The organism is Bradyrhizobium cedriense, assembly GCF_054602315.1.
This window is the reverse complement of the sequence record NZ_JBTSWB010000001.1, coordinates 911,926-924,146: the sequence shown is the minus strand read 5'-3', so window position 1 is coordinate 924,146 and position 12,221 is coordinate 911,926. Positions and strand designations below refer to the sequence as shown.

The following is a 12,221-nucleotide window of genomic DNA, read 5'->3' as shown; positions in this document are numbered from 1 at the left end:
CGATTCGGGCGAAGCCGCGAGATTCTAGCTTCAGAGGTAAACGTTTCGCTTAAAACGAGGCGTCTGCGCGCGGCCCCTTTCACAATGTCGCGTTAGCCATCAAATACCCTAGTCATCCGGGCGGGATATCTCCGTAATCATACGGAGCCGGGCACTGGATGCGCGATTTCGCGTGATTGATGATCTCGGAGGGCAATCATGAAACTTGGCTCCTCGGCCGGTCTCATCGGCGTCCTCGCTGTGGTCGTCACCGGGCTGGATCGTCTACCCATCGGAGAACAGCCTGTCATGGTCGGGAAAGCCCATGCGGACGAAAGCGACAAGAGCGGCGACAAGGCGGGCCGCGCGCCCTCCATGCCGATGGCCCGCGATCCTGCCGTTGCCGTGGCAGAGGAATACGAAGCCGCCCGCCGGAAGGGAACGCGGGAGGCCTTCGAGCTCTTCATTGCGCGCCACGGCGATGCCCCCCTCGCCGAGCAGGCGCGCGCGGAATTGGAACGCCTCTCACGCTGATCCGTCGGGCACCGCATCAGACATGGCATTTTGGAAGGCGGCATCGGCGCCCGGCCGGGGTTGTCGCTTGGTCTTTCGGCACTAAGGTAGGCCCGCAATCCGTCCCGGAGCCCTTCAAGATGCCCTTTCCGCATGCCTCGGAAGCCCTGTCGCGCTTTACCGTGCTCGATCTGACCCGCGTCCGCTCCGGACCAACCTGCGTGCGGCAGCTCGCGGATTGGGGCGCCAACGTGATCAAGATCGACGCGCTGACCGAGGATGCCGGCGGCGAGCAGCCGGGCGGACCGCGGGTCGGCTCCGACTTCCAGAATTTGCACCGCAACAAGCGGGCAATGACGCTGAACCTGAAGGACGAGCGCGGGCTCGCCGTGTTCAAGCGCCTCGCCGCCAAGGCCGACGTCGTGGTCGAGAATTTCCGCCCGGACGTGAAGAAGAAGCTTGGGATCGACTACGACAGCCTCGCTGCGCTCAATCCGCGCATCGTCTACGGCAGCATCTCCGGCTTCGGCCAGGACGGCCCTTACCACAAGCGGCCGGGCTTCGATCAGATCGCGCAAGGCATGGGCGGGCTGATGTCGATCACCGGGGCCCCGGGCGAAGGCCCGATGCGGGTTGGCATTCCCGTCGCCGACCTTACCGCCGGCCTGTTCTGTGCCACGGGCATCCTCACCGCGTTGCTCGAACGCGAGGTCTCCGGCAAGGGCCAATGGGTGCAGACTTCGCTGCTCCAGGCCCAGATCTTCATGCTCGATTTCCAGGCCGCGCGCTGGCTGATGGAGAAGGAGGTCGCTAAGCAGGCCGGCAACAATCACCCGACCAGCATTCCGACCGGCGTGTTCAAGACCTCGGACGGCTACATCAACATCGCCACCACGGGCGGGCGGATCTGGGAGCGCTGCGCGCAGGCGATCGGCGCGCCGGAGCTCTATGCCCATCCCGACTACGCGACGGCCCCTGCCCGCTCCAAGAACCGCGACGCGCTCAACGCCGAGATCGAGAAGCGCACCGTGACGAAGTCGACCGAAACCTGGGTCCGCGAGCTCAACGACGCCGGTGTGCCCTGCGGGCCGATCTACGCCATCGATCAGATGTTCGAGGACGCGCAGGTCAAGCATCTCGGCATCGCACAGGACGTGCCGAACGACGAGGGCCGCCACATCCGTCTGGTCGGCCAGCCTGTCACGCTGTCGCGCACGCCGAGCAGGATGGTGGCGCGGCCGCCCGAATTCGGCGAGCAGACCGAGGAGGTACTGAAAGAGTTCGGCTTCGGCGCAGACGAGATCGCGGGGCTCAGGGACGCCAAGGTGGTGTGAACCTCGCGCACGGTCTCCAACGACAAAGCCCGGCGCGAGCCGGGCTTTGCTTGTGATTGACGCCTTTGTTGATCTCAGTACTTGGCAACCACCGGGCCGCCAAACTGATAATTGATGCCGGCCCGCAGGATGTGATCGGTGAAGCGCGACGAGACGTTGGCGCTGATGGCAGCGGCCGGTGCCAGCGTGAAAGGACCGGACGAGAAACGCCCGAGATCCATGTAGAGATATTCGAGCTTGGCGCTCCAGTTCTGCGTGATCTTGCCTTCGACACCCGCACCAAGGGTCCAGCCGGCGCGCGTCGTCGAGTTCGAGCCGACAGAGGCGATCGCCACACCCGCGGGGGTGAAGCCGGTCATCGTGCCCGTGGTCTTGATTTCGCCAAACGCGAGACCGCCGGTGCCGTAGAACAGCACCTTGGGGGTTGCCAGGATGCCGATGCGGCCGCGAACCGTGCCGAACCATTGAAGATGCTGATCGACCGTCAGAGTGGTGCCGGTCAGACCGCCCGGGGGGATGAATGTCAGGCCCGGAAGGCAGGGCCCGCCGGCAGGCGCGACGCCGCCGCAATTGAAGGTCGCGCGGCCCTTTTCGTCGGACCAGTTCAGGTCGCCCTCGATACCGTACACCCAATTGGCGTTCTGCCAGTTGTAACCGGCCTGACCGCCGGCGACAGCGCCGTTCATGTCGAACGAGCCACTGGTGATGGATCCCGCCGGAGGCGCGATCGCTGCACCCGTGACCGAGTTGAAGTAGGAAACGTCCGTGCGCGAGCGGCCCCAGCTATATCCGCCATTGGCGCCGACGTAGAAGCCGGTCCAGTTCCAGACCGGATCGACGATCGGCGCCTTGACATAGGGTCTTGCCGCGAGATCGGCGGCCAACGCGCCCGTCGCAAACAGCGACATCGCCGCCGCCATTCCAATCACTATCCGCTTCATCGAGAATTCCCCTGCACAATCTTGTGATCAAAATATACGTGCTTGGCCGCCGAAGGGCTGTGCCGCAGCAGCAACATTCAGAGACAATCGATCTCGCGGTAGTGTCCGGACCACAGCGCTACCTGGCCGCCAAACAATTGATATCAAAAGAGATTGCTCTAGCGTCCTAGTCCGATGTCGCCCTGGTCTTATGCGTCAATCCGACACGCGCGAGCAAACTGTCGATCACAGGCCAGAACAGCAGCAGAATCGCCAGGGTTGTGATCGAGCCAACCAAGCCGTTCGACCAGAACACCTTCAAGGTCCCACCGGAGCCAATCATCGACAGACGGAAGGCATCCTCGGCGCGGTTGCCGAGCACGAGCGCGAGGGTAAACGGCGCCAAGGGAATGCCGATCTTCTTGAAGACGTAGCCGACGACGCCAAAGCCGAGCATCAGCCAGATGTCAAACATCGCGTTCTGGATCGCATAAGCGCCGATCGCGCAGGACACCACGATCATCGGCGCCACGGCGGCAAACGGCACCCGCAGGATCGAGGCGAAGATCGGCACCGTCGTCAGCACCAGCACGAGGCCGACGACGTTGCCGAGATACATCGAGGCGATCAGCCCCCAGACGAAATCCTTGTGCTCGACGAACAGCAGCGGGCCCGGATTGAGCCCCCACACCATCAGGCCGCCGAGCAGGATCGCAGCCGTGCCGGACCCGGGAATGCCGAGCGCCAGCATCGGCAGTAGCGCCGCGGTACCGGAGGCATGCGCCGCCGTCTCGGGCGCGAACACACCCTCGATGCGGCCCTTGCCGAAGCTCTCGGGCTCCTTGGCGAAGCGCTTGGCAAGGTTGTAGCCCATGAATGACGCCGCGATCGCGCCGCCGGGGGTGATGCCGAGCCAGCAGCCGATGAAGGAGGAGCGCAGCAGCGTCACCCAATATTTCGGCAGGTCCTTCCAGACGCCGAGCACGACGCGCAGCGAGATGCCCGCCGCGTGTCCGCGCAGCGCCAGCCGCTCCTCCATCGTCAGCAGGATCTCGCTGATGCCGAACAGGCCGATGACGGCGACCAGGAAGTTGATGCCGCGGAGCAGTTCCGGTGAGTCGAAGGTCATGCGGAGACTGCCGGACACTGTATCCATCCCTATGCCGGCGAGCAGCAGCCCCAGCGACATCGAGATGACGGTCTTGTGCTTGGCCTCGCGCCCAAGGCCGACGAAGGAGCAGAAGGTCAGGAGATAGACCGCGAAGAACTCGGGCGGACCGAACTTCAATGCGAAGGACGAGATCATCGGCGCGAGGAAGGTGATCAGGAGCACCGCGACCAGCGAGCCGATGAAGGAGGAGGTGAACGCCGCGGTCAGCGCCTCCGCCGCCCGGCCCTGCTGCGCCATTGGATAGCCGTCGAAGGTGGTCGCCACCGACCAGGCTTCTCCAGGGATATTGAACAGGATCGAGGTGATCGCGCCGCCGAACAGCGCGCCCCAATAGATGCAGGACAGCATCACGATCGCCGAGGTCGGATCCATCGTGAAGGTGAGCGGCAGAAGGATGGCAACGCCATTGGGGCCGCCGAGCCCCGGCAGCACGCCGACGAAGATGCCGAGCACCAGCCCGACCATCATCAGCAGCAGGGTCTTCCACGTCAGCAGCACGGCGAAGCCGTGAATCAGGAGACCGAAAGCTTCCATCGCGCAGCCCGCCTAGCGCCCGAAGGCCGCTTCGAGCGGCCCTTTCGGCATGATGACGTCGAAGGCGATGTCGAAGGTGACGAACATGATCGCCGTGAACACGAGAGCGGTGAGCAGCGACTTCCAGAGTGCAATCTTGCCGACGAGCCGCATGAAGCCGGCGATCAGCAGGAAGCTCGCGACATAGAGGCCGAGGAACTGCGTCCCCAGGCAGAACAGCAGCGTCGGCACGAACACCGCCATCACGCGGCGTGCCTGCGCGCGCGTGACGAAGGTCTCGCGCGCCGCGCGATGCGACACGAGCGCCGCGATCAGGCCGTAGAGGCTGCCGCCGCCGAGGATGACCGAGAGATAGAACGGGAAATAGCCGGGCTCGGGCCCGGTCGCATCCCAGGACGCGCCGGTGCGCCAATTGTCGTGGCCGAGCGTGAGGGCGAGCCCGAGCAGCAGCAGGCAGACGACGATTTCGATCGTGCCGGTCGAGACGACCGGCGGGGAGTCGTCTTCAGGCGCGGTCGGATCGTCGACGACGATTTCAAGATCGGTTTGGGACATGGGCTGATCTGCAAAAGTCTGCGTTACATCACCTCGCCCCGCTTGCGGGGAGAGGTCGGCGCGAAGCGCTGGGTGACGGGGACTCTCCGCGAGTCCATCTGTCACCATCTTCGAGGAGAGAGCCCCTCCCCCCGCTCCCTCCTGCCGGTCAGAACGGAAGAGGGAGAAGAGCGAGACCGCTACTTCGCGACGAAACCGGCTTCCGTCATCAGCGACTTGTTCAGTGCATCATCCTCCTCGAGGAACTTCACCATGTCCTTGCCGGTGAGGAAGATCGGCTTCAGCGCCTGCTTTTCCATGTATTCCTTGTATTCCGAGGTCTGCGTCACCTTGTGGAACAGATCGACATAGAACGCCTGCTGCTCCGGCGACACCTTGCCGGGCAGGAACATCGCGCGCAGCATCAGATACTGCACGTCGACGCCCTCCTCCTTGCAGGTCGGGATGTCGGCCCAGGACTGGGTGTCCGTCACCTTGCTGGTGTAGGAGATGCGCTCCTTGTCGAACACGCAGAGCGGACGCACCTGTCCTGCGCGCCAGACTTCGAGATTTTCGGATGGGTTGTTGACGTTGGCCTCGGTGTGGTTGCCGACCAGCTGGGTCGCAGCCTCGCCCCCGGACTTGTAGGGCAGATAAGAGAATTTCGCGCCCGTCTTCTGCTCGAGGAACACGGTCAGCACGTGATCCTCGCGCTTGGAGCCCGTGCCGCCCATCTTGAACGGCGCGCTCGCGGCCTTCGCGGCGGCGACGAACTCCTTCACCGTCTTGGCGCCGGCGCTGTTGTCCCAGAGCACGAACTGGTCGAGCGCCACCACAGAAACCGGGGTCAGCTCACGCCAGTTGAACGGGATCTTGGCCGACAGCGGCAGCATGTAGATCAGCGAATAGGCGATCAGCACCTTGTTCGGATCGCCCTCGCTGGACTTCATGTACATCAGCGCTTCCGCGCCCGAGGCGCCGCCCTTGAGCGAGACGACCACCGGCTGCTTCATCAGATTGTTCTTCTGGATCGCGGCCTGCATCATCCGCGCCATCTGGTCAGAGGCGCCGCCCGCGCCCGCCGCCACCACGATCTCGACGGGTTTCGCCGGTTCCCAGCCGGCGAAGGCCGGCGTGCTCAACAACAGCGCCGTCGCAGCGCCGACGGCCTTCACTGGAATTCGCACGAGTTTCGTCCCCTGATGTTTTTTTGAGTTGTAGTGCGGAAAACTTCTATCCCTGCATTGTGCGGACTAAAGCTGACGAGTGCAAGCAGCCGGGCAATTGGGCGCATATGACTTTCGACGGACGACGTCGAGAGCGCATGAGCTTTACTTGCCCTTCCAGACGGGCGCGCGTTTGTTGAGGAAGGCGTCCATACCCTCGCGGAAATCTTCGCTCATATAGGCTTTCAGGATCAGGTCCTCGCCCTCTTCGCGCGACAGCGTGCGGCGGATGCGGCGCACCGCTTCCTTGGTCGCCTCCAGGGTCAGCGGCGCGTGGCTGGCGACGAGCTTCGCGGTCTCGTCCGCGCGGCGCTGCAGCGTCTCGACGTCGGGCACGACCTCGTTGAGCAGGCCGAGCGCCAGCGCTTCCTGCGCCTCGACGAGGCGCGCCTTGAAGATCATATCCTTGGTGCGGGCGGGGCCGACCAGCGCGACGACGCGGCTGATGTTCGACATCGACAGGCAGTTGCCGAGCGTGCGCGCGATCGGAAAGCCCATCCGCGTCGTCTCGGTGCCGATGCGCAGGTCGCAGCAGGCGGCAATGCCAGCGCCGCCGCCGGTACAGGCCCCGGCGATGGCCGCGATCACGGGCACGCGGCACTGCTCGAGCGTGCCGAGCACGCGGTCGATGCGCGCCTCGTAGTCGAGCGCGTCCTGCGCGGTCTTGAACGCGCGGAACTGCGAGATGTCGGTGCCGGAGGCGAACGCCTTGTCGCCGGCGCCGGTCAGGATCAGCGCCTTGATCGAGCGGTCGGCGTTGATCTCCTGGCAGATCTCCGCCATGCGGTCATACATGGCGAACGTCATGGCGTTGCGCGCCTGCGGGCGGTTGAAGGTGATCCGCGCGATGCCCTCCTGGACGGAGTAGAGCAAGTCTTCGTTGGTCGTCGTCGGTGCGTTCATCGCGCGCTCTCTTCTTCAAGTTGGATGGATCAAGCTATCTGAGCCTTTAGGCCACCTGAGCCTTTAAGCCACCTGAGCCTTGGCCATCGGCACCACGTCGCGTCCCTTCAGGACGTCCATGGCTGCGAGCACGCCGCCGCTCCGGTGCGGGATCTTTGCAAGATCGAGGCCCATCTCGACGCCGGCAAGCGTGCCCATCAGCATCAGATCGTTGAAATGGCCGATATGGCCGATGCGGAATACCTTGCCCTTGACCTTGTTGAGGCCGGTGCCGAGCGACATGTCGAAGTTTTCCAGCACGACCTTGCGGAAGGCGTCGGCATCGTGCCCCTCGGGCACGCGCACGCCAGTCAGCGCCGGCGAATGTGCGGCGGGGTCGGCGCACTGCGTCTCCAGGCCCCAGACCTTGACCGCGGCGCGGGTCGCCGCGCTGTGGCGCTTGTGGCGAGACCAGACGTTCTCCAGCCCCTCCTCTTCGAGCATCTTCACCGCCTCGCGCAGGCCGTAAAGCAGGTTGGTCGCGGGCGTATAGGGAAAGGTGCCGAGCTTGTTGAAATTGATGACCTCCTGCCAGTCCCAATAGGAGCGCATGCCGGGATTGGCTTTCGCAACGCTGAGCGCCTTCTCCGAGACGGCGTTGAAGCCGAGACCCGGCGGCAGCATCAGGCCCTTCTGCGAACCCGCGACCGAGACGTCGATGCCCCAGGCATCGTGCTCATATTCCATCGAGCCGAGGCCGGAGATGGTGTCGACCATCAACAGCGCCGGATGCTTGACGCGGTCGAGCAGCTTGCGCACTTCCAGCGGCGGCGTCACGCAGCCGGTCGAGGTCTCGTTGTGAACGACGCAGACCGCCTTGATCGCGTGCTGCTTGTCGGCGGCAAGGCGCGTCTCGATCTCGGCGAGATCGGCGCCATGGCGCCAGTCGCCGGGGATGAAATCGACGTCGAGCTTGAACTTGTCGGCGATGCCGCGCCAGAGCACGGCGAACTGGCCGGTCTCGCACATCAGGACCTTGTCGCCGGGCGCGAACACATTGACCATCGCCGCTTCCCAGGCGCCGGTGCCGGAGGAAGGGAAGATGATCACGGGCTGCTTGGTACGGAACACGCGCTGCATCGCAGCGAGAACCGCGAAGCCGAGCTCGGCGAACTCCGGACCGCGATGGTCCAGGGTCGGCATGTCCATCGCCCGCAGCACCCGGTCGGGCACGTTGGTCGGTCCTGGAATCTGTAGGAAATGCCTTCCAGTATGCACGGTCATCGGCGTCCTTCCCGGTCTTTGAGGCTGTCTTGGTTCGAGCGTCCGTGGGCCCGCACGAGGGCTGCGGCGAGCCGCTCGCATATCACTATTCGTCCGGCTTGTCCCTCGCCCCGCAGGGTCCGTCAATGCACAACAAGCAGGGCTCGCTTGCCAAGGGCCGCGACGGGAGGCAAGACGGTGCCGGCGAACAGGCGAGAGCGGACCATGGCGGCGGAAGTGGCTGGAAAATCACCGGAATCGGTCCAAGCGGACCGTCTGGCGGCACGCCTGGCCCGCGAGATGACGGGCGACGTTCTGTTCGACGCCTTCAATCGCGGCCGCTACGCCACGGACGCCTCGTTCTACCAGATCGTGCCGGCGGGCGTGGTGGTGCCGAGGTCCATGGACGAGGCGTTGCGGGCGCTGGCGATCGCCCGTGACGAGGGGTGCAAGGTCACCCCGCGTGGCGGCGGCACATCACAATGCGGCCAGACCGTCAACGAGGGTCTGGTAGTCGATCTCTCCAAGCATCTGAACAGCATCCTGTCGCTCGACATCGAAGGCCGCACCTGCGTGGTCGAGCCCGGCATCGTGCTCGACGACCTCAACCGCCAGCTCAGGAAGCACGGCCTGTGGTTTCCGGTCGACGTCTCCACGGCCTCACGCGCCACCATCGGCGGCATGGCCGGCAACAATTCCTGCGGCGGCCGCAGCCTGCGCTACGGCACCATGCGCGACAACACGCTCTCGATGGAGGCCGCGCTCGCCGACGGAAAGCTGAGCCGGTTTGGCGAGGTGTCGTGCGATCTCTCCGATATCGATATCGGGGACAGCACCCGCGCCCTGTTCCGCGACATGCTCGATCTCGGCGCCCGCGAGGCCGACGAGATCGCGGCGCGGTTTCCAAAAGTGCAGCGGCGCGTCGGCGGCTACAATCTCGATGCGCTGGTGCCGCGCAACGCGCCGAACAACATGGCGCATCTTCTGGTCGGCTCCGAAGGCACCCTCGCCTTCACCACCAAGGTCGAGCTGAAGCTGTGGCCGGTGATCCGCAACAAGGCGCTTGGCGTCTGCCATTTCGGCAGCTTCTACGAGGCGATGGACGCGGCCCAGCATCTGGTGAAGCTGAAGCCGATCGCGGTCGAGTTGGTCGACCGCACCATGATCGCGCTCGGCCGGGACATCGCGATGTTCAGGCCGATCATCTCCGCGGCGATCAAGGGCGATCCGGATGCAGTTTTGGTGGTCGAGTTCGCCGAAGAAGACCAGGCAGACAACCTGGTGCGGCTCAGGCAACTCGGCGAACTCATGGGCGATCTCGGCTTCGGCTGGAACAACGAGACGCGCAAATGGGGCGGCGTGGTCGAGGTCACGGAGCCGGCACTGCAGAGCGGCATTGCCGATTTTCGTGCCGCCGGCCTCAATGTCATGATGTCGATGAAGCAGGAGGGAAAGCCGGTCTCGTTCGTCGAGGATTGCGCCGTGCCGCTGCCGCATCTGGCCGATTACACCGCGCGGCTGAACGAGGTGTTCGCCAGGCATGGCACCAGCGGCACGATGTATGCGCATGCCTCCGAGGGCTGCCTGCATGTGCGGCCCGTGCTGAATTTGAAGCTGGAGAAGGACGTCAAGGCGATGCGCGCCATCGCCGAGGAGGCGTTTGCGCTGGTGCGCGAATACAAGGGCTCGCATTCCGGCGAGCACGGCGACGGGCTGGTTCGCTCCGAATTTCACGAGACGATGTTCGGGAAGCGTCTCGTCGCCGACTTCAAGGAAGTGAAGCAGCGCTTCGATCCCGAGTGCATCCTCAACCCCGGCAAGATCGTCGATGCGCCGAGGATGGACGACCGCTCGCTGTTCCGCTACCGGCCGGACTATCGCATCACTGAGCTCGAGACCAGGCTCGACTGGTCGGCTTGGCCCGGCGCGGGCGGCGGTTTCCAGGGCGCGGTCGAGATGTGCAACAACAACGGCGCCTGTCGCAAGCTCGAGGGCGGCGTGATGTGCCCATCCTATCGCGCCACACGCAACGAGAAGGACGTCACGCGAGGGCGCGCGAACACTTTGCGGCTCGCGATCTCCGGCCAGCTCGGCCCCGATGCACTATCATCCGACGAGATGATGGAAACGCTGAAGCTCTGCGTCTCCTGCAAGGCCTGCCGGCATGAGTGCCCCACCGGCGTCGACATGGCCAAGATGAAGATCGAGGTGCTGGCCGCGCGTGCGGCCTCGCACGGCCTGACGTTGCGGGATCGGCTGGTCGGCTACCTCCCGCGCTATGCCGGCCTCGCGTCGCGCTTCGCGCCGCTGGCGAACTTGCGCAACCGCAGCCCGCTCTTGCGAAAGCTGTTCGAGCGCTTTGCCGGGATCAGCGCGCGCCGCGCCCTGCCCGCCTTTCGCGGCGACGTGTTCGTGCCGCCGGCCGACAGCGTCGGACCGGAGAGCGGCAGTGAGGTGGTTCTGTTTGCCGACACGTTCAACCGCATCTATGAGCGCGAGAATCTCGACGCGGCGCTACGCGTTCTGGTGGCCGGCGGCTATCGCGTGCATTTGCCGCAGCCTGCGCGTGGCGGCCGGCCGCTCTGCTGCGGCCGCACGTTTCTCTCCGCCGGCCTCGTCGAGGAAGCCAGGGCCGAGCTCGATCGCCTCGTGGCTGCCTTCGCGCCCTTTGCTGGGCGCGGCGTGCCGATCGTCGGTCTCGAGCCGAGCTGCCTGTTGACGCTGCGCGACGAGCTCGCCTCGCTGCGCAAGGACCGCGACGCCAAGGCGGTCGGCGCCCACGCCCTCACATTCGAGGAATTTTTGGTGCGCGAGGCCGAGGCCGGCCGTCTGCAACTGCCGCTGGGGACCGTCGCCGACAAAGCCATCGTGCACGGCCATTGCCACCAAAAATCCTTCGGCGCCTTCAAGCCGGTCGAGCAGGTGCTGCGCCTCGTCCCCGGCCTGAACGTCGAGACCATCGAGTCCAGCTGCTGCGGCATGGCGGGCGCGTTCGGTTATGGCGCGGACACCTATGAGGCCTCGATCGAGATGGCCGAGCTTTCGCTGCTGCCGGCTGTGCGGCGTGCGGACCAAAAGACACTCGTCGTCGCCGACGGCACCTCGTGCCGGCACCAGATCCACGACGGCACGCAACGTGAGGCGCTTCACGTCGCGCGCGTGCTGGCGATGAGCCTTGATAAGTCCGAAACCCGCTCCTCCTCTCAAGCTGCAAAGGAAACCAGTCATGGCTGACCTCACCCTCGACACCGCCCGCAAGATCCTCGACGCCGCCTTCGCGAAAGCCGGCGAGCTGAAGCTGAAGCCGCTGGTCGTCACCATTCTGGACGCACGCGGCGTTCTCAAGCTCGCGGCCGCCCAGGACGGCACCAGCCTGATGCGCGCCGAGATCGCACACGGCAAGGCTTATGGCGCGCTCGCGATGGGCATGGGTTCGCGGGCCCTGTTCCAGCGCGCGCAGGAGCAGGCCTATTTCATCGACGCCGTGAACACGATCGCCAAAGGCGCGCTGGTTCCGGTTCCCGGCGGCGTGCTGATCATGGACGGCACAACACTGCTCGGCGCCGTCGGCGTCTCCGGCGACACCTCCGACAATGACGAAGCCTGCGCAATCGCCGGCATCCAGGCGGCGGGGCTGAAGGCCAACGCGGGGTAGACCGTCATTCCGGGGCGCGCCCACTTGGCGCGAGCCCGGAATCCATTTCTCCGTATTGCTTGTTGCACGATGGATTCCGGGCTCGCGCTACGCGCGCCCCGGAATGACGGCGGAGGATGAGGCTACATTCACGTTGAAATCGAACTGAGGTGGTAAACTCTGCTCGTGCCCCGGACGCAGCGCAGCGCCTTAGCGGTGCGCTGCAGAGCC

10 protein-coding genes are annotated in these 12,221 nt (G+C 65.1%); 4 read left to right on the top strand and 6 right to left on the bottom strand.

The features are described from left to right. The first annotated feature begins 198 nt into the window (after positions 1-198). Entirely contained in the window at positions 199-513 is a 315-nt protein-coding gene (locus tag ACYCVF_RS04390) for a hypothetical protein (RefSeq protein ID WP_459597306.1), read from the top strand. Between the two features lie 119 nt (positions 514-632). Further along, complete coding sequence (locus ACYCVF_RS04385; protein WP_459597305.1) at positions 633-1,826, top strand: CaiB/BaiF CoA transferase family protein; 1,194 nt, start codon at positions 633-635, stop codon at positions 1,824-1,826. A gap of 74 nt (positions 1,827-1,900) precedes the next feature. On the opposite strand, the gene ACYCVF_RS04380 is transcribed toward ACYCVF_RS04385, so the two are convergent. The 6 genes from ACYCVF_RS04380 to ACYCVF_RS04355 form a co-directional block, all read right to left on the bottom strand. Further along, positions 1,901-2,767, bottom strand: coding sequence for an outer membrane protein (locus ACYCVF_RS04380; RefSeq protein ID WP_459597304.1), 867 nt, complete (start codon positions 2,765-2,767; stop codon positions 1,901-1,903). A 166-nt stretch (positions 2,768-2,933) separates the two neighbouring features. Further along, on the bottom strand, positions 2,934-4,451 hold the full coding sequence (locus tag ACYCVF_RS04375; protein WP_459597303.1) for a tripartite tricarboxylate transporter permease: 1,518 nt from the start codon (positions 4,449-4,451) through the stop codon (positions 2,934-2,936). Between the two features lie 12 nt (positions 4,452-4,463). Next, positions 4,464-5,006 (bottom strand): tripartite tricarboxylate transporter TctB family protein, encoded by a 543-nt coding sequence (locus ACYCVF_RS04370; protein WP_459597302.1) that lies wholly within the window; start codon positions 5,004-5,006, stop codon positions 4,464-4,466. Positions 5,007-5,185: 179 nt separating this feature from the next. After that, entirely contained in the window at positions 5,186-6,166 is a 981-nt protein-coding gene (locus tag ACYCVF_RS04365) for a Bug family tripartite tricarboxylate transporter substrate binding protein (RefSeq protein WP_459598003.1), read from the bottom strand. A gap of 150 nt (positions 6,167-6,316) precedes the next feature. Next, positions 6,317-7,114, bottom strand: a complete 798-nt coding sequence (locus ACYCVF_RS04360) for an enoyl-CoA hydratase/isomerase family protein (RefSeq protein ID WP_459597301.1) — start codon at positions 7,112-7,114, stop codon at positions 6,317-6,319. A 63-nt stretch (positions 7,115-7,177) separates the two neighbouring features. After that, positions 7,178-8,377 carry a pyridoxal-phosphate-dependent aminotransferase family protein gene (locus tag ACYCVF_RS04355; RefSeq protein WP_459597300.1) on the bottom strand — a complete coding sequence of 400 codons (1,200 nt, stop codon included), beginning with the start codon at positions 8,375-8,377 and terminating at the stop codon, positions 7,178-7,180. Between the two features lie 204 nt (positions 8,378-8,581). On the opposite strand from ACYCVF_RS04355, the gene ACYCVF_RS04350 reads away from it, so the two are divergent. Together ACYCVF_RS04350 and ACYCVF_RS04345 are read left to right on the top strand one after the other, a co-directional pair. After that, positions 8,582-11,590: an FAD-binding and (Fe-S)-binding domain-containing protein gene (locus ACYCVF_RS04350; protein WP_459597299.1), complete on the top strand. Its 3,009-nt coding sequence runs from the start codon at positions 8,582-8,584 to the stop codon at positions 11,588-11,590. Continuing rightward, complete coding sequence (locus ACYCVF_RS04345) at positions 11,583-12,011, top strand: GlcG/HbpS family heme-binding protein (RefSeq protein WP_459597298.1); 429 nt, start codon at positions 11,583-11,585, stop codon at positions 12,009-12,011. The genes ACYCVF_RS04350 and ACYCVF_RS04345 overlap by 8 nt, the downstream gene beginning before the upstream one ends. Positions 12,012-12,221: the final 210 nt, after the last annotated feature.